This window comes from Ruegeria sp. AL7, from assembly GCF_056536105.1.
On the sequence record NZ_JBQFJF010000001.1, the window covers coordinates 1,068,268 to 1,086,827 of the forward strand.

At 57.1% G+C, this 18,560-nt stretch carries 16 protein-coding genes and 1 tRNA gene; 11 read left to right on the forward strand and 6 right to left on the reverse strand.

What is annotated here, in order from left to right:
• Positions 1-222 precede the first annotated feature (222 nt).
• Entirely contained in the window at positions 223-3,843 is a 3,621-nt protein-coding gene (locus tag ACR3E2_RS05350) for a vitamin B12-dependent ribonucleotide reductase (RefSeq protein WP_480480791.1), read from the reverse strand.
• Between the two features lie 541 nt (positions 3,844-4,384).
• Between ACR3E2_RS05350 and ACR3E2_RS05355 the strand changes: the two genes are divergently transcribed.
• Entirely contained in the window at positions 4,385-4,819 is a 435-nt protein-coding gene (locus ACR3E2_RS05355; protein WP_480480789.1) for a hypothetical protein, read from the forward strand.
• 14 nt (positions 4,820-4,833) lie between these two features.
• Here the strand turns inward: ACR3E2_RS05355 and ACR3E2_RS05360 are convergent.
• From ACR3E2_RS05360 to pdxH, 4 genes are all read right to left on the reverse strand, one after another.
• Positions 4,834-4,910 (reverse strand) — tRNA-Pro (locus ACR3E2_RS05360).
• 43 nt (positions 4,911-4,953) lie between these two features.
• Complete coding sequence (locus ACR3E2_RS05365; protein WP_267365345.1) at positions 4,954-5,421, reverse strand: DUF192 domain-containing protein; 468 nt, start codon at positions 5,419-5,421, stop codon at positions 4,954-4,956.
• A 7-nt stretch (positions 5,422-5,428) separates the two neighbouring features.
• Positions 5,429-5,935, reverse strand: coding sequence for a cold-shock protein (locus ACR3E2_RS05370; protein WP_245220458.1), 507 nt, complete (start codon positions 5,933-5,935; stop codon positions 5,429-5,431).
• A 142-nt stretch (positions 5,936-6,077) separates the two neighbouring features.
• Entirely contained in the window at positions 6,078-6,683 is a 606-nt protein-coding gene (gene pdxH, locus ACR3E2_RS05375) for a pyridoxamine 5'-phosphate oxidase (protein WP_480480787.1), read from the reverse strand.
• Positions 6,684-6,818: 135 nt separating this feature from the next.
• Here pdxH and fabI point away from each other — a divergent pair, with 135 nt between their 5' ends.
• The 5 genes from fabI (at position 6,819) to trpE (ending at position 12,781) form a co-directional block, all read left to right on the forward strand.
• Positions 6,819-7,625 carry an enoyl-ACP reductase FabI gene (fabI, locus tag ACR3E2_RS05380; protein WP_267365343.1) on the forward strand — a complete coding sequence of 269 codons (807 nt, stop codon included), beginning with the start codon at positions 6,819-6,821 and terminating at the stop codon, positions 7,623-7,625.
• 4 nt (positions 7,626-7,629) lie between these two features.
• Positions 7,630-8,139, forward strand: coding sequence for a xanthine phosphoribosyltransferase (gene gpt, locus ACR3E2_RS05385; protein WP_267365342.1), 510 nt, complete (start codon positions 7,630-7,632; stop codon positions 8,137-8,139).
• Positions 8,140-8,160: 21 nt separating this feature from the next.
• Positions 8,161-9,336 carry an aminotransferase gene (locus ACR3E2_RS05390; RefSeq protein WP_480480784.1) on the forward strand — a complete coding sequence of 392 codons (1,176 nt, stop codon included), beginning with the start codon at positions 8,161-8,163 and terminating at the stop codon, positions 9,334-9,336.
• Positions 9,337-9,416: 80 nt separating this feature from the next.
• The gene (locus ACR3E2_RS05395; protein WP_480480782.1) at positions 9,417-11,258 is read left to right on the forward strand and encodes a SurA N-terminal domain-containing protein; all 1,842 of its coding nucleotides are present in this window, start codon (positions 9,417-9,419) and stop codon (positions 11,256-11,258) included.
• Between the two features lie 11 nt (positions 11,259-11,269).
• Complete coding sequence (gene trpE / locus ACR3E2_RS05400; RefSeq protein ID WP_480480780.1) at positions 11,270-12,781, forward strand: anthranilate synthase component I; 1,512 nt, start codon at positions 11,270-11,272, stop codon at positions 12,779-12,781.
• Between the two features lie 47 nt (positions 12,782-12,828).
• Here trpE and ACR3E2_RS05405 read toward each other — a convergent pair whose 3' ends face one another.
• Positions 12,829-14,256, reverse strand: a complete 1,428-nt coding sequence (locus tag ACR3E2_RS05405; protein ID WP_480480778.1) for a divergent polysaccharide deacetylase family protein — start codon at positions 14,254-14,256, stop codon at positions 12,829-12,831.
• A 199-nt stretch (positions 14,257-14,455) separates the two neighbouring features.
• Here ACR3E2_RS05405 and ACR3E2_RS05410 point away from each other — a divergent pair, with 199 nt between their 5' ends.
• From ACR3E2_RS05410 to ACR3E2_RS05430, 5 genes are read left to right on the forward strand one after another with little or no spacing between them, the layout of a single operon-like run.
• Complete coding sequence (locus ACR3E2_RS05410) at positions 14,456-15,037, forward strand: anthranilate synthase component II (protein ID WP_480472961.1); 582 nt, start codon at positions 14,456-14,458, stop codon at positions 15,035-15,037.
• The gene (trpD, locus tag ACR3E2_RS05415) at positions 15,034-16,053 is read left to right on the forward strand and encodes an anthranilate phosphoribosyltransferase (RefSeq protein ID WP_480480776.1); all 1,020 of its coding nucleotides are present in this window, start codon (positions 15,034-15,036) and stop codon (positions 16,051-16,053) included. The genes ACR3E2_RS05410 and trpD overlap by 4 nt, the downstream gene beginning before the upstream one ends.
• Entirely contained in the window at positions 16,050-16,862 is an 813-nt protein-coding gene (trpC, locus tag ACR3E2_RS05420) for an indole-3-glycerol phosphate synthase TrpC (protein WP_480480774.1), read from the forward strand. The genes trpD and trpC overlap by 4 nt, the downstream gene beginning before the upstream one ends.
• Positions 16,862-17,335: a cyclic pyranopterin monophosphate synthase MoaC gene (gene moaC / locus ACR3E2_RS05425; RefSeq protein ID WP_267364518.1), complete on the forward strand. Its 474-nt coding sequence runs from the start codon at positions 16,862-16,864 to the stop codon at positions 17,333-17,335. The genes trpC and moaC overlap by 1 nt, the downstream gene beginning before the upstream one ends.
• Positions 17,332-18,504 carry a molybdopterin molybdotransferase MoeA gene (locus ACR3E2_RS05430; RefSeq protein WP_480480772.1) on the forward strand — a complete coding sequence of 391 codons (1,173 nt, stop codon included), beginning with the start codon at positions 17,332-17,334 and terminating at the stop codon, positions 18,502-18,504. Before moaC ends, ACR3E2_RS05430 begins: the two co-directional genes overlap by 4 nt.
• Positions 18,505-18,560: the final 56 nt, after the last annotated feature.

The window sequence follows — 18,560 nt, forward strand, 5'->3', positions numbered from 1 at the left end:
CTTATTTGGCTCCTTATTCACAGGCGGTCGCGATTTCTTGTTGGTAAGTCTCGGGACAACTCTGTATTTCCAAGCACACTATTGATCCCCAAAATCCGATCTGTCTTCCTTTCAACTGTCGACCCTTCTTGGGCCGGATTTGGTTTATCTCGCAGCGTGCTAACCGATTGCGAGATCAGCCGGGGATCGGTGCGCCAACACCGGTCCCCAACCTTCAATTTCTTAGCTACACCCGCTTGTCGCGCCGCAGGTGTTGCACTTCATGCAAGTGCCGTTACGCACCAGCGTGTAGTTTCCGCATTCGCCACAGGGGTCGCCCTCATAGCCCTGCATCTTGGCTTTGGTGCGGGCGTCCATCCCGGTTGCCACTGCCGTTTCGGTGGCAGGCGCTTCGAACACAGTTGCTGTTTCCGACATTCCGGCCACGTCGCCATAACTGCCGTTGAACATCATCAAATCCTGCGGCAGACGCTTGCGCAGATACCCGGTCGAGCTGATTTGTTTCAACACTTCCAATGACTTGGACGCCGCAGTTTCACTGATTTCCGAGACGTTGGAAACGCCTTCCTCTTCTCCGCGGCCAAGATCATCAAAGGTAGCACCCTCGGGTTTCACATGGGCGAGATCGGTACGGTCCAGATAAGACACGGCCAGTTCGCGGAAGATGTAATCCAGGATCGAGGTTGCGTTCTTGATCGAGTCGTTGCCTTGCACCATCCCTGCCGGTTCGAACTTGGTAAAGGTGAAGGCGTCGACAAACTCTTCCAGCGGCACGCCATATTGCAGGCCGACCGACACGGCGATGGCAAAGTTGTTCATCATCGCCCGGAAGCCAGCGCCTTCCTTGTGCATGTCGATGAAAATCTCGCCCAATTGACCGTCTTCAAACTCACCCGTGCGCAAGTACACCTTGTGGCCGCCAACGATTGCCTTCTGAGTATACCCCTTGCGGCGATGCGGCAGTTTCTCGCGATGGCTGCGGATGATTTCCTTGACCACAACCTTTTCGATCACTTTTTCGGCCAGAACGACGGCTTTTTCCTGTGCTGAGCCGCTTTCCAGCACCTCGGCCGCCTCGTCATCATCCTCAACCAGCGCAGCCGCAAGGGGCTGAGACAGTTTCGAGCCGTCTCGGTACAGCGCATTGGCCTTCACACCCAGCGACCAACTGAGTTCATAGGCTTTCTGGCAATCCTCGATGGTCGCGTCATTTGGCATGTTGATCGTTTTGCTGATCGCGCCCGAAATAAAGCTTTGCGCTGCGGCCATCATGGTGATGTGGCTGTCAACCCCAAGGAAACGCTTGCCTTTCTTGCCGCACGGGTTGGCGCAGTCGAAGATCGCGTAGTGTTCTTCCTTCAGATGCGGTGCACCTTCCAATGTCATGGTTCCGCAGACATGGTCGTTGGCCGCATCGATATCCGCGCGGGTGAACCCCAGATGCCGCAGCAGATCAAACGTTGGGTCATTCAGCTTTGTCGCCGGAATACCCAGAACGCCGGTGCAGAAATCTTCACCCAAGGTCCACTGGTTGAAGACGAACCGGATGTCAAAGGCGCTTTCCAGCGCGGCGTCCACCTTGGCCAGTTCGTTGGGGCCAAAGCCATGACCGGTCAGCGAGGTGTGGTTAATCCCCGGCGCGTTGCCGATGGTGCCGTGGCCGACCGCATAGGATACAATCTCTTCGATCTGCGACGAGGAATAGCCAAGCTTTTCCAGCGCAGAAGGTACCGAGCGGTTGATGATCTTGAAGTAACCGCCGCCTGCCAGCTTCTTGAACTTCACCAGCGCAAAATCGGGCTCGATTCCCGTGGTGTCGCAGTCCATCACCAGACCGATGGTGCCGGTGGGGGCAATCACAGTGGCCTGTGCGTTGCGGTAACCGTTCTGCTCGCCAAGGCTCAGCGCTTCGTCCCACGCCGACATGGCCAGATCGACCAAACGCTTGTCGGGGCAGTTACCATGGTCCAGAGGCACCGGCTTGACGGCCAGCTTCTCATACCCCTCGGTCACCCCCTGCGCCGCGCGGCGATGGTTGCGGATAACGCGCAGCATATGGTCGGCATTGCGCTTGTATCCCTTGAACGGGCCAAGCTCACCGGCAATCTCAGCTGAAGTGGCATATGCCACACCGGTCATGATCGCGGTCAGGGCACCGCAGATTGCCCGCCCCTCATCCGAGTCATAACTGTAGCCCATGTTCATCAGCAGGCCGCCAATGTTTGCGTAACCCAGGCCCAGAGTGCGGAAGTCGTACGACAGCTGCGCGATTTCCTTTGACGGGAATTGCGCCATGGTCACCGAGATTTCCAGCGTCAGGGTCCACAGGCGCGAGGCGTGCATGTAGTCGGCTGCCTGGAACTCACCATCCTTGAGGAAGGTCAGCAGGTTCATCGAGGCCAGGTTACAGGCCGTGTCATCCAGGAACATGTATTCCGAACACGGATTCGATCCGCGAATTTCACCATCTTCGGGGCATGTGTGCCATTCGTTGACCGTGTCGTGGAACTGGATACCTGGATCGGCACAGGCCCATGCAGCGTGACCGACTTTCTCCCACAGGTCCCTCGCCTTGACCGTCTTGGCAACCTTGCCATCGGTGCGGTTGATCAGCTCCCAATCGGCGTCTTTCTCAACAGCGGTCAGAAACGCATTGGTCACGCGGATGGAGTTGTTCGAGTTCTGGCCCGAAACCGAGCTATAGGCTTCTGAGTCCCAGTCCGTGTCATATGTCGGGAATTCGATGCTGTCGTGACCCTGCTTGGCATAATCCAGCACACGTTTGATGTAAGTCTCCGGGATTGCTACCTTTTTCGCCTCGCGGATCGCCTTTTTCAGCGCTTCGTTCTTGTTGGGATCATAGGCATCCTCGGCAGCACCGTCCCAAGAGCGAATGGCCTCGAAAATACCGTTCAGCATCTTCTCGTGCATCTTCGATCCGGCAACGATCGAGGCCACTTTCTGCTCTTCGATTACCTTCCATTCGATGAATTGTTCGATATCGGGGTGATCCGCATCGACAATAACCATCTTTGCTGCCCGACGGGTTGTCCCGCCTGATTTGATCGCGCCGGCGGCGCGGTCGCCGATCTTGAGAAAGCCCATCAGGCCCGAGGATTTGCCGCCACCCGACAGTGCCTCGCCTTCCGCACGCAGATGGCTGAAGTTGGTCCCGGTGCCCGAGCCGTATTTGAACAACCGTGCTTCGCGCACCCACAGATCCATGATGCCGCCTTCGTTCACCAGATCATCATCGACGGACTGGATGAAGCAGGCATGTGGCTGCGGATGTTCGTAGGCGGATTTGGATTTGGTCAGTTTGCCGGTCTTGTAGTCGACATAATGGTGCCCTTGCGCCGGACCGTCGATTCCATAAGCCCAGTGCAGGCCAGTATTGAACCATTGCGGGCTGTTTGGGGCGGCGCGCTGAGTCGCCAGCATGTACCGCATTTCGTCGAAATAGGCGCGTGCATCCTCTTCGGTCGAAAAGTAGCCACCTTTCCACCCCCAGTATGCCCACGCACCGGCCAGCCGGTCAAAGACCTGCTTGGAGGAAATTTCGCCTTCGAATTCAGCATCTTCAGCGGGAACCGACCGCCACAGGAATTCAGGAACGTCTTTTTCCTTAACTTTGGTCAGTTTGGACGGGACACCAGCCTTGCGAAAGTACTTCTGGGCAATCACATCGCTTGCCACCTGCGACCAGGTTGACGGAACTTCGATCCCTTCCAGGCGGAACACAATGGTTCCATCGGGGTTTCGGATTTCAGATGTCGCAGACACAAAATCCAGTTCCGAATAGGCATCCTGATCTGGTTTGGTGAATTTTCTTTCAATCTTCATGTCCGCAGCCCTAGTTAAATTCCGCCTAATTTTCGGTTCACGGCACTACATTTTGAGTTGCGGAGCACCAACCGCAACGCCGACAGAAGCGCACAAAGGTACTGGTCGCTGTTTTGGACAGCGAAAAAGCCGTTACAACGGCTGCACGTTAATAGACTGTGCTTATCCGACCCTCGCCTGTTGCCGTCCCGGCTTGAACACCAGATATTGTGGCAATCTCTTCGGCTCATACAATTTGGCGTATATTGCCATAGAAGGTCAACGCCCTTTTTCAGCCAAATTTGAAATCTTTTTTGTTGACCAGACCCGGACACGAGGGGTGTGAAACTCAAGGTCCGATTCCTCCACAGGCTCGCCTTCGGCAAATTCTCGGTCACAACTCGAAGTCTCAAATCGAATTACCGTTTTTACCAGCATAGTTATCTGTATTTGATCAACCAACGCCGCGCTGGTTAGGCTGTAAAGGAATCATCTTCGCCGGGTCTGTCGAACCCACGCTGAACGACCAAAGGTTCACTTCGGAATGAGAAAGGCCAAATGAATGAAGTTGCTTCGCTTTATCCCCGCGTTTGCCTGTATCGTGGCCTGCACGCCACAAGAAACGCCCACCCCGTCACGTAGCGCGCTGTTCGAAACGCAGCCTCAAAGGTTGTTTGAGGCATTTGAATCCAGTTGTTCTGGACCCGGCAAGGTATTTGAGAAAATCGGCAAACAGGCTTTTGAGTGCAGCGAATACCTGCCCCCAAAAGCGGCAGCCTATTTGATTCTGAACTATGACGGATTTCCGCAGGACCTGCCCCAAAGTGTCATGCGCCTGACATCGTCAAAAACAGGTTCCGGCTATCGCGTCGACGCACGATCGTACTTTAAAGTGCCGCAGAAAACCGGAGCAATCGTTGAGGTTCCACTGGAAAGTGACGCGCTGGATCAGGCGATCAGCTCGTTGTATCTGGCGATGGGCGGAACGCCCACATGAGAATGTGAAGGAAGTGGTCGGGGCGGCAGGATTCGAACCTACGACCCCCTGTACCCAAAACAGGTGCGCTACCAGACTGCGCCACGCCCCGGACCGTGCGCCTTCCTAACGATGACAATCTGATTTGAAAAGCCCTAACAGGGCCAAATCGCAGGACCTTGCGAAAAAATTTCGTGCTGCATCTGAGTGCCGACGCCGATAGAGTAGCGCGCGGACAATCCGGCATTGATTTCCAGCACCGCAAAAACGGCATCCCCACCTTCAATCGGTGTCAGATCGCCGGGAATCGCACTCTCATGCACGTGTGACACTGTGCCCGTACGGTCCAGAAATATCATGTCGAGCGGAATCAGTGTGTTCTTCATCCAGAACGCGACAGGTTGCGGTGGATCGAACACGAACAGCATACCAGATCGATTCGGCAACGACTCGCGAAACATCAACCCCTTTGACCGTTCCTGAGGCGTAACCGCCAATTCCACGTCAAATCGGATTGTCGCGCTGTCGTTTCGGAGAGTGATATGATCAACGCTGCACGCAGCAAACGCCCCCCCTGTCCACAGTGTGATCAGAAGTGTCCAGAATACCAGAAAACGAGTCATCGAAGTGTCAGCCGTCCAGCGCGGCTTCCCAGGCGAGAACCTGCGCCGCCATTCGGCCGCGCTTGCCATCAATTACGCGCATCGCAAGCGCCTCTCCGGGCTGGAGGTCAGCAAGCCCCGAGCGCCGCAACACTTCGATATGCAAGAACACGTCTTCACCGCGCCCAAAAACATTTGCGAACCCGAAGCCCTTGCCTTTGTCGAACCACTTCACCCGCGCGGCCTCCAGAGGGGCTTCTGCAATAGCGTCCGGATCCAACTCGGCGAAATCGGCCAACATCATCGACTCGGCGCGCGCTGGCGGGTCAATTGCAACAACCTCAACCGCCTGAACACCTCTGTCCGTGCGGTGTGTCATGATCTCGATACCCGCTCCGTCCGCGACGGAACTTTGGCCGAAATTGCGCAATACGTTCACATGCAACAGAATATCCGGGCCGCCTTCGTCAGACACAACAAAGCCGTATCCCTTGGCGGGATCGAACCATTTCACGTGTCCACGGACGCGATACATGTTGTTCAGGTCTTCTGGCACGGTTTTCCCATCGCGAATTTTAGCAGTTCGTTAAGGGTCTGTTGTTTATGGGATTGGCGGGCAAATTCAAGCTGAAAAAATCGTTTACTTTCTGCCTGTTGCATTTCACGACACGTGAACGTCATGGATTCAACCTTTCAACATGCCATGCCGATCCCGGCTCAATTCGTTTCCATCTGAACCGGTCATGCAAGCGAAATGCTCCATCAGCCCAGAACTCAATCTCTGTCGGCGTTAATCGGTACCCGCCCCAGAATGGAGGACGAGGTGGATTCGGCCCAAGTTTAGCGGTCACTTTCGCGACCTCTGCCATCAAAGCTGTCCGACTTGAAAGCGGTTGTGACTGCTTTGAAGCCCAGGCACCCAACCGGCTTTTCAATGACCTTGATGCATAATACGCATCAGCCTGGGGCCCGTTTTCACGACATACTGTACCACGAACACGAAGTTGACGCCGCAAAGATTTCCAATGCATTACAAATGCAGCTTTTTCCGACGTATCCAGCTCATTCGCTTTGACGCTTTCGTAGTTTGTATAGAATACAAATGAATCCGCTTCGATTTCTTTCAGCAAAACCATGCGTGCATTTGGCAAACCATCCGGGTCAACGGTTGCAAGCGCAATCGCATTCGGATCATTCAATTCAGTTTCTTCAGCCTCAGCTAACCACCGGGCCGCAATTTTAAACGGATCGGAGCCAGCAAAGATGCCATCACGCTCGGTCATTTCCATCCCCTGGAAAGTATTAATGACGAGCCTAAGGCGAGAACCCGCTGCGAGCAAGAGCGCACGGCCTTGATGCAGCGCTACCAATGGCATAAACCATGCCAATCTAACGCGAAGACAGGCGGAGAACCAAACATGTCAAATCAGTTGATGGCCGGCAAACGTGGCCTCATCATGGGACTGGCCAATGACAAATCAATCGCATGGGGAATCGCCCGCGCCTTGTCCGAAGCCGGAGCTGAACTTGCCTTTTCTTATCAGGGTGACGCTTTAAAAAAACGTGTGGACCCGCTGGCTGCGCAATTGGGCAGCGAAATCGTTCTGCCCTGCGACGTGAGCGATGAGGCTTCAATTGATGGGCTTTTCTCGGCGCTGGAAGAGAAATGGGGCAAGCTGGACTTTATCGTTCACGCCATCGGTTTTTCTGACAAGAACGAATTGCGTGGACGTTATGTGGATACCAGCCGGGCCAATTTCACGCTGACGATGGATGTCTCCGTCTATTCGTTCACCGCGGTTATGCAGCGCGCGGAAAAGATGATGTCCGAAGGCGGCAGTGCCATAACACTGACCTATTACGGAGCCGAGCAGGTGATGCCCCACTATAACGTGATGGGTGTTGCCAAGGCCGCTCTGGAAGCGTCGGTCAAATACCTGGCCGAGGACCTGGGCAAGGACGGTATTCGCGTGAACGCGATCTCGGCCGGCCCGATCAAAACCCTGGCTGCCAGCGGCATTGGCGATTTTCGCTACATCATGAAATGGAACGAGTACAACTCTCCGCTGCGCCGCAACGTGACCATTGACGATGTCGGCAAGTCGGCCCTGTACCTGCTGTCGGACCTCAGCAGCGGCGTCACCGGAGAGAATCTGCACGTGGATTCGGGTTACCATATTGTCGGAATGAAGGCCGTTGACGCCCCTGACGTGGAAAAAGGTTAAGAACATGAGCGCTAAGGACCGCCTGCCGCACGAAAAAGGATTTCACATCAGCTGGGACCAGATCCACCGCGACTCGCGCGCATTGGCGTGGCGTCTGGACGGGCAAGGCCCCGATGATGGCAGCTGGCGTGCTGTTGTGGCGATCACCCGTGGCGGCATGGCCCCTGCTATGATCGTCAGCCGGGAACTGGATATTCGTACCGTCGATACGGTCAGCGTCAAATCCTACCACCATCAAGCTCAGGGTGAGGCGGAAGTTCTGAAAGCACCCGATGCCAAGTTAATGGGCGACGGAACCGGAATTTTGATCATCGACGATCTTGTGGACAGCGGGAAAACCCTGGAACTGGTTCGAGAGATGTATCCGAACGCGCATTTTGCGACGGTTTATGCCAAGCCCAAGGGACGCCCTATGGTGGATACGTTCATCACCGAAGTCAGTCAGGACACATGGATCTTTTTCCCGTGGGATATGGCCCTTCAATATGTCGAGCCCTATCGGGGCACCGATTGAATTCAGATCAGTAGGCAGCACATGACGCTCAGCCGGACCGCCGCAACATTCGCGCCGCCAGTGATGGAAGCGCGCCGATGGCTCGAGGGCGTTACGTTCCCACCCGAACGCCCGCTGATCAACGTCAGCCAGGCGGCACCGGTTGACCCGCCGCCGCTGGCGTTGCGCGAGGCTATGGCCGAATTTACCGTGCGCGAAGACCATGCGCATCTTTATGGCCCTGTGCTGGGAAATAATGATCTTCGCGCAGAACTGGCTGCGCAGATCAGCGCGCATTACGCAGCAAGTGTTGAGGCATCTGAGGTTGCAATTACCTCAGGCTGCAATCAGGCGTTTTCAGCAGTGATTTCGGCCATCACCGGCGAAGGGGATGAGGTTATTCTTCCAACCCCATGGTATTTCAATCATAAAATGTGGTTGGATATGTCCGGTGTCCATGCAGTTGGCCTGAAGACCGGCGACGACTTACTGCCCGACCCTGAGCGCGCACGCGCGCTGATCACGGACAAAACACGTTCCATCGCTCTGGTCACGCCCAACAATCCCGGCGGCGTTGAATACCCGGCGGACCTTGTCCGCGCCTTCTTTGAGCTGGCGCGCGAAACCGGGATTCACCTAATCGTCGACGAAACCTACCGTGACTTCGACAGCCGCAGCGGGCCGCCACATGACCTGTTCCAACAACCAGACTGGGATCAGACGCTGATCCACCTTTATTCCTTCTCTAAGGCCTACAGGCTGACGGGTCACAGGGTCGGCGCCATTGCAACGGGCCCTTCCCTTTTGGCTGAGGTCGAAAAGTTTCTTGACACCGTTGCCATTTGCCCTGGTCAGATCGGACAGTTCGCCGCGCTGTGGGGTATGCAAAACTTGTCGCAATGGTTGGCAGGGGAACGCGACGAAATACTCGACCGTCGTGCTGCCATCCTTGAGGGTATGCCCGCGCTGGAATCCGAAGGTTGGCGCCTTTTGGGACTTGGGGCGTATTTCGCCTATCTGGAGCACCCGTTTGACATTCCGTCCGACGAACTTGCCCGGCGTTTGGTGCGTGAAGCCGGTGTTCTGCTATTGCCCGGCACCATGTTCACGCCCGATCACCACCCGGACGGGAAACGGCAAGTGCGCATTGCCTTCGCCAACCTCGACCGCACAGGTTTGGGCCAATTGTTCGAACGGTTGCAGGGCCTGTCCTTCTAAGCTTGCCCCCCGGCGGTGTGCGTCGTATTCAAGGCGGCAACCGACAGGGCAGAACGCTGCCGTAATAACAAGAGGGCACCATGGCCGCAGGCGCTAAAAGTCTTTCGAAAACCTTTGTCTGGATTCTGATGGGCATGCTGATGCTGGGGCTCGCGGGGTTCGGCGCCGTCAACCTGAGCGGCACAGTCCGTACCGTGGCGCAAGTTGGTGATGAAAGCATCTCGATCGATGATTTTGTCCGCGAGTTACAGCGCGAGATCCGCGCGGTTGAGGCGCAATCGGGTCAGCCCCTGCAAATGTCGCAGGCACGCGATCTGGGGCTGGACCGAAACGCGCTTGCTCGCCTGACGGCCTTGGCGGCGCTGGACAACGAGGTGAGCCAGCTTGGGATTTCCATAGGGGATGAGAACCTGCAAAAAGAGATCGTGTCAGTTCCGGCCTTTCAGGGCGTAGACGGCAGTTTCGACCGCGAGGCATACCGCTTTCAGCTTGAACAAGTCGGCATGACAGATTCCGAGTTCGAGACGGACCTGCGCAAAGAATCCGCCCGTACGATCGTTCAAGGTGCGATCATGGGGGGTGTGGAAATGCCTGCCACCGTGACAGAAACGATGGCCAACTACATTGGCGCCCGTCGCAGCTTTACCGTTGCGACGGCAGGGGCCGAGGCATTGGAAACCCCCGTGGCCGAACCGACTGACGGGCAGATTCAGACCTTCTATGACGAAAACGCTGAACAGTTCACCCTGCCCCGTACCAAACAGCTGACTTATGCGATTCTGTCTCCGGACATGTTGGTGGACACGGTTAAGGTTGACGAAGATTCCCTTCGCAAACTTTTTGAAGAGCGGTCGGACGAATATAATCAACCGGAACGCCGTCTGGTTGAGCGCCTGAATTTCCCGGATGAACAAGCAGCCAACGACGCCAAGGCGCAACTTGAGGTCGGCGGAACGACCTTTGAACAACTGGTTCGTGACCGTGATCTGGAACTTTCCGATATCGATCTCGGCGACCTGACGCGTGAGGATCTGGGCGAGGCCGCCGACGCCGTGTTCGCGGCAGAGCTTGATGCTGTTGTCGGCCCTCTGCCATCGGTATTTGGCCCCGCCCTGTTCCGTGTCAACGGATCCCTGGCTGCAAACAGCGTTCCCTTTGAGGAGGCCGAACCGGCCCTGCGCGAAGAACTGGCGACAGAACGCGCCCGCCGCCTGATCGAGTCTCAGTCCGAAGACATAAACGACATGCTGGCTGGCGGTGCGACTCTGGAAGAACTGGCAAATGAAACCGAAATGGAACTGGGTCAGATCGACTGGACCCGAGACAGCGCCGAGGACATAGCGGCCTATGACGGGTTCCGCGCGGCGGCCGAAGCCGTGCAAGAAGGAGATTTCCCTGAAATCGCATTTCTCGAAGATGGATCGATCTTTGCCTTGCGCCTGAACGACGTTCTGCCGCGTCGCCCTGAACCACTGGAAAGCGCACGCGACCGTGTCGCCGCTGCCTGGGTACAGGCAGAGACCAACAAAGCCTTGCTGGACAAAGCAAACGCCGCATTGAGCCTACTGGCCACTGATGGTGACTTCGCAGCGACTGGCCTGCCCTTCCGCGTTGAAAACGCACTGACGCGTACCGCGTTTCTTGATGACGTCCCCGCCAGTTTCATGAATGAAGTGTTTCAGATGGAACTCGGTGAGTTGCGTGTCATTGGTGGAAATGGTGCAGCCTTGCTGGTGCGTCTGGACGAGGTTCTGCCCCCCGAGGATTCCGACGAACTGCGCCGGTTGCGCGACGCACTGGCAACGCAGATGGATCAGGCGCTGTCACAGAATATTTTTGACGCATACGTACGGGACGCTCAGACCCGCGCCCGCCCGGTCGTGGATCAGCAGGCGCTGAACGCCGTGCAGGCGAGCTTTTAAGCGAGACCAAGATGGCCCTGACACCCGATTTCGATACCTTCGCACGCGCCTATGAAGCGGGCGAAAACCAGGTGGTTTACACACGTCTCGCCGCCGATCTGGACACACCCGTATCGTTGATGCTCAAACTGACGGGAGCGCAGAAAGATGCGTTCATGCTGGAGTCGGTTACGGGCGGTGAGGTGCGTGGCCGCTATTCGATCATCGGCATGAAACCGGACCTGATCTGGCGCTGTCACGGTGAAACGTGCGAGTTGAACCGCTCGGCGCGGTTCGACGCCGACGCCTTTGCTGCGCAGGACGGCAATCCGATGGACAATCTGCGCGCCTTGCTGGCCGAAAGCCGTATTGAACTGCCAGACGACCTGCCTCAGGCTGCCGCCGGATTGTTTGGATATCTGGGCTATGACATGGTCCGGCTGGTCGAATACCTGCCGAACGTGAACCCCGATCCGCTGGGACTGCCAGATGCGATCATGTTGCGCCCGTCTGTTGTCGCAGTATTGGATGGCGTCAAAGGCGAGGTGACGGTGGTTTCACCCGCCTGGGCCAGCGACGGTCAATCTGCCAAAGCTGCCTATGCGCAGGCGGCCGAGCGTGTGATGGATGCGGTCCGCGATCTGGAACGCGCGATGCCCGCCGAAACCCGTGATCTGGGCGACGCGCGCGAAATTGCGGCGCCGGTGTCGAACTTCACCAAATCCGGCTATTTGGAAGCGGTTGAAAAGGCCAAGGAATACATCCGTGCTGGCGATATCTTCCAGGTAGTTCCAGCGCAGCGTTGGACGCAGGAATTTCCGCTGCCGCCTTTTGCGCTTTATCGTTCGCTGCGGCGCACCAACCCCTCGCCGTTTATGTTCTACTTCAACTTCGGCGGTTTTCAGGTCGTTGGGGCCAGCCCCGAGATTCTGGTGCGGGTGTTCGGCAGCGAAGTCACCATTCGCCCGATTGCAGGCACACGTCCCCGTGGCGCGACCCCCGAGGAAGACAAAGCGAACGAGCTTGACCTGCTGGCCGATAAGAAAGAGCTAGCCGAACATCTCATGCTTCTGGACCTCGGGCGCAATGATACCGGCCGCGTGTCCAAAATCGGCACAGTTCGCCCGACCGAAGAGTTCATCATCGAACGCTACAGCCATGTGATGCACATCGTGTCGAACGTGGTGGGTGAGCTGGCGGAAGACAAAGATGCGCTGGACGCCTTCTTTGCCGGGATGCCTGCGGGCACCGTCTCGGGTGCGCCGAAAGTGCGGGCGATGGAGATCATTGACGAGCTTGAGCCGGAAAAACGCGGCGTCTATGGCGGTGGTGTTGGCTATTTCAGCGCAGGCGGTGACATGGACATGTGCATTGCCCTGCGCACGGCCATCGTGAAGGATCAGAAACTCTATATTCAGGCTGGCGGCGGTGTTGTCTATGACAGCGACCCCGAGGCCGAGTTTATGGAGACTGTCCATAAGTCAAACGCCATTCGGCGCGCGGCGGAAGATGCCGCTCGGTTCACCGGAAACGGCAACAGTTAAAAAAACAAGGGCGGCTGATCAATTGATCACCGCCCTGTTTCAAGCTGTCACTGTACCTGTTTCATCAAGACGGCCGAGATCGGCGCCATCGCTACCCGGCTGCCGCGATCCTCAAGACCCCACAGCAACAGGGCCGAGATTGTCTCGGGCCGTACCCGCCCCAGCATGACAACGGTTCCTTCCTGACCTGCCCGGAACGCGGCCTGATCCAGGAACCGGCGCATGATTCTGGGATCCTGTCGCGCCCCATCGATATCGCGGAACACTACGCTGGACGGAATGCCATTGCGAACCGCCAACTTCTGGACAGTGTTCAGCCCATTGTCCTGTGTGATCAACCCGCGTCCGGTTCCGGCGGCAATCGCCGCGACCTGATCGGCCAGCTTGCGATTTCCTTGAATGCCGCTGTTCACGCCTTCCAGAATACCCACTGTTTCAGGCAAGGTGTCCAGCCACACAGACAAGGAAACTTCGGCATCCTGCGCGCTTGCTGCCTCGGGCAAGTCCGCAAGGGCCAGAACTTCGAACCCGGCCGCGCGGTGCCGTGCCATCTTTTCCGCCGCATCCGGATCAGACGGGTTTACGGCAAAGCTGATCGGGTAAGGGAAATCCTGCAACGCTTCGGCACCGAATGCGCCTTCGTCATCAATCAGAATGATCGACATCAGCGGCTTAGCTTCCGGGTTCTCGAACTTGGCGGCAAAACGTTCAATCGGTTTTTCCGCAGATGGCTGTTCGGAAATCGCCTGTTCTGCAACAGGCTCATCATCTCGTTCCGTCAACGGCAGGATACGTTTTCCGACGATCGAACTGGTACTTTCTTCCTGTTCTCCCCCGATCTGAGGCAGCGCAGCAATGCGCGGAAGCTCGCGGGGCAAGGTGTCTTCATCCCCTTCCACCGCAATCGGACTGCTTTCAAATGAATTATCAGTCGTGGCGTCATTTGTTTGTGGATCAGCCTCGACCTGTGGCAACAGATTTGGTTCGGGCTCAAGAACTGCGACCTCGGTTGTGTCGGACTCGATCGGCGGTGTGGGGGTTTCATCAATTACAACCGGCAACGACTGTTCCTGCTGAACTGCGGGCACCTGGCTAGGCTCGGGCGGCGCAGCGGGGGCTTCGGTCATGACAGACACTTCGGTCGCCACCGTTGCAGTGGGCTCGTTCGGGGCCTCAGCCGCTTTACCAACCTCGGGCTGCGGCTCGGATGACGCTTCCAGCCCGGACAGGTCGGCCAGATCTTCGCTGGCATTATCGGCGGCTTCTGGCGCACGCGGGGCCAGTTCCACCAGATCGGCATCAGAAACGTCCTCGGCAAGTTCACTAGGCGCCTCTGGTGTTTCTGAAATCGTCGGCGCTGGTGCTTCGGTCGCAACAACCGGCGTATTGACCATCGGCGTGTTGAGCGACACGACCGCACCCAAGATCAAAACAACGATCGCCCCTGCGACCATTCCTCCGAAAAATCCGCCCATATTTCCTGCCTTTCGCCTCTTTTCCCTGCCTCGCCCTGCTCTGCGCCATCTGGTGTGGCGCTCGGTCAATTGGAGGCGTCAGAAACCGTATGTCCTCTTGACGCTGCCGCCCAAGCCTGAGCATGTATGTGCGGACATTATACCGTGGCCCGGGGTTGCATCGCCAGCCCGAAATGCCCAAGCGAAGATAAGTGCCCATATGCTGCTGCTGATCGACAACTACGACTCGTTTACCTACAATTTGGTACATTATTTGGGCGAACTTGGTGCCGAAATGGTCATTCGCCGCAATGATGCGCTGGATGTACAGGAAGCAATGGCCATGAACCCGGCTGGCATCTTGCTAAGCCCCGGCCCCTGCGACCCGGATCAGGCGGGCATCTGTCTGGCTCTGACCGAAGCGGCGGCCGAGACCAAAACACCCCTTTTGGGGGTTTGTCTTGGGCATCAGACCATTGGACAGGCGTTCGGTGGCAAGGTGGTTCGGTGCCACGAAATTGTGCACGGCAAAATGGGCATCATGCACCACACCGGAAAAGGCGTCTTTGCTGGCCTTCCATCGCCCTTTGAAGCCACACGCTACCATTCGCTGGTGGTCGAGCGTGAGACGCTGCCCGACTGTCTTGAGATCACAGCCGAGCTGGAAGACGGCACGATCATGGGGCTGCAACACAAGGAACTGCCTATTCACGGTGTTCAGTTCCACCCTGAATCGATTGCTTCCGAGCATGGTCACGCCCTTCTCAAGAACTTCCTGCAAGAACTGAAAGTCCCCGCATGAGCGACGCGCTGAAACCGTTGATCGGAGCAGCCGCCGATCGTCCGCTGACCCGTAAAGAGGCCGAGACCGCCTTTGGCATCCTGTTCAACGGCGAAGCCACGCCAAGCCAGATTGGCGGGCTGTTGATGGCCATGCGTACAAGGGGGGAAACGGTTGATGAATATGCCGCGGCCGCGGCTGTGATGCGCGCCAAGTGCAATGCCGTGCGGGCGCCCGAAGGGGCGATCGACATCGTTGGCACGGGCGGAGACGGGAAAGGCACCCTGAACATCTCGACCGCGACTGCATTTGTCGTCGCAGGTGCTGGCGTGACAGTCGCAAAACACGGCAACCGCAACCTAAGCTCCAAATCCGGCGCAGCGGATGCACTGGGGCAAATGGGTATCAACGTTATGGTTGGACCACAAGTTGTTGAAAGTGCTCTGAAAGATGTCGGTATCGGTTTCATGATGGCACCGATGCATCACCCGGCTATTGCGCATGTTATGCCCTCGCGGCAGGAACTGGGAACGCGCACGATTTTCAATATCCTGGGCCCGCTGACCAACCCTGCCGGTGTCAAACGGCAACTGACGGGTGCCTTTAGCCGCGAGCTGATCCGCCCCATGGCTGAAACACTAGGCTTGCTGGGGTCAGACCGCGCGTGGCTGGTACACGGATCGGACGGGACAGACGAGTTGACGATCACCGGTATCAGCTGGGTCGCCGCTTTGGAAGATGACGTGATCAAAGAGGTCGAGCTGCACCCCGAGGATGCTGGCCTGCCTGTGCACCCTTTCGAAGACATCCTCGGCGGAACCCCTGAAGAGAACGCCATCGCATTTCGTGCGCTGCTGGACGGCGCCCCGTCCGCGTATCGTGACGCAGTGTTGCTGAACTCTGCCGCGGCATTGGTTGTCGCTGATGCGGCAAGTGATCTGCGCGAAGGTGTGGCCATGGCCGCCGAGAGCATCGACAGCGGTGAAGCCAAAAACAAAATTACGGCCTTGGCCGCCAAGACTCAGGAGGCCGCATGACCGAAACCGTTCTGGACAAGATCAAAGCCTACAAACTGGAAGAAATCGCAGCAGACAAGGCTCAGAAGTCCTTGGAAACGCTGGAAAGTGAAGCACGTGCCGCTTCGGAAACCCGCGGGTTTGCCGCAGCGCTTCAAGCTGCGTCCCGGCAAGGTTACGGCCTGATCGCTGAGGTCAAGAAAGCCAGTCCCTCCAAGGGTTTGATCCGGCTTGATTTTGATCCGCCTGCCTTGGCTAAGGCATATGAAGAAGGCGGTGCTGCGTGTTTATCCGTGCTCACCGACACGCCCAGCTTTCAGGGTGCCAAGGAATATCTGACACAAGCGCGTAACGCGACATCTCTGCCCGCTTTGCGCAAAGATTTCATTTATGACCCTTATCAGGTGGTTGAGGCACGTGCTTTGGAAGCCGACTGTATTCTGATCATCATGGCATCCGTCAGCGATGATCAGGCAGCCGAGTTGGAACAAACCGCTTTCGATTGGGAGATGGATGTTCTGATTGAGGTGCACGACGAAGCCGAGCTTGAACGCGCAGCCCAACTGAAAAGCCCATTGATTGGCATAAATAACCGCAATCTCAAAACCTTCGAGACCACTCTTGATACAACACGACGCCTGTCCAAACTGGTACCGGCAGACCGTACTATCGTGTGTGAAAGCGGGTTGGGCAACCCGGAAGATTTGCGGGATATTGCGCGCTATGGCGCCCGGTGCTTTTTGATCGGCGAAAGCCTGATGCGCCAGGACGATGTCGAAGCGGCCACCCGCCACATCCTGTCCAATCCGCTTATCCCCGGAGTGATGTGATGCCGCTGACCCATTTCGATGCTCAAGGTCAGGCGCACATGGTCGACGTCTCGGGCAAAGAGGTCACAGATCGCATAGCCGTAGCTGTAGGTCACGTGAAAATGGCGCCGGAAACCTATGGAATCATTTCAGAACAACGCGCAGCAAAGGGCGATGTTTTGGGCGTTGCCCGCCTGGCCGGTATCATGGGTGCAAAGAAGACGCCGGATCTGATCCCGCTCTGCCATCCTTTGCCAGTGACCAAGGTTGCCGTTGAACTGACCCTCGACCCGGATCTGCCGGGTGTTCAGATCGAAGCGACAGTCAAGACGTCAGGTCAAACCGGAGTTGAAATGGAGGCCCTGACCGCCGTTTCCACCGCAGCCTTGACTGTGTACGATATGACCAAAGCCGTCGACAAAGCGATGGAAATTGGCGGCATTCATGTAAGCCTCAAAGACGGCGGAAAATCAGGGCGTTACGAGGCGAAATGATTACCGTCGAAGAAGCGCGCGCCCTGCTGTTCGATCTTGTCGGCCCTCTACCTTCGGAACAGGTTCCACTGGCCCAGTCCGCGGGACGTGTTCTGTCGCACGCGGTTGTGGCAACGCGCGACCAACCTCCTTTCGCCGCATCTTCGATGGATGGCTATGCCGTCAAAGCCGACGAAGTCGAGCTTCATGCCATGTTCAAAGTGGTGGGCGAATCCGCTGCGGGTCGTCGTTTCGACGGCTCGGTGGGCCCCGGTCAGGCCGTGCGTATATTTACCGGCGCTCCGGTTCCCGATGGCGCGGATTTCGTTGTGATTCAGGAAGATACCGACCGGCGTGGCGATCTGATCACGATCACAGACCACCCCGGCCCCAAAACGAACATCCGCCCTGCCGGTGTGGATTTTATGGCAGGCACGCCCATCACGGCACCGCGTTTGATCCGCGCCGAAGACGTTGCCCTGATGGCTGCGATGAATATCGCGTGGGTCCCGGTCTCTCGAAAACCCGTCATTGCTCTGATCTCGACCGGCGACGAACTTGTTATGCCCGGCGAAGAACCGGGACCGGACCAGATTATCGCGTCTAACACGTTTGGATTGCGGGCATTACTTGAAGGGCTCGGTGCTGTGGTTCGTGTCCTTCCGATTGCACGGGACACGGTTTCATCGCTTGAGACTGCGTTTGATCTGGCGCGAGGGGCCGATCTCGTCGTGACAATTGGCGGCGCGTCGGTTGGTGACTACGACCTTGTGTCTGATGTATCGCAGGGCTTGGGGATGGATCGGTCTTTCTACAAGATCCGAATGCGCCCCGGAAAACCCCTGATGGCTGGTCGCATTGGTGGCACCGCGATGGTCGGACTTCCGGGAAACCCGGTCAGCGCGATGGTCTGTGGCTACCTGTTCCTTGCCCCGATGGTGCGCCGGATGTTGGGGCTGGAAATGGTTCTGCCGCCGTTTCGGTCTGCCCGCTTGACCGAACCACTGACAGAAAATGGCCCGCGCGAGCATTACATGCGCGCGGTTCTGGGCGAAACGGGTATCCGGGCCTGTGCAGATCAGGACAGCTCTCTCCTTAGCGTTCTGGCGCAGGCGAACGCCCTTTTGGTCCGTCCCCCGAACGATCCCGCCCGCAAGACCGGGGAAACGGTTCAGTACCTGCCGATCTGAACTTCGCCCAAATTTATTGACACAAAACGTGAACATGCGTAGAACAAAAGAAAACG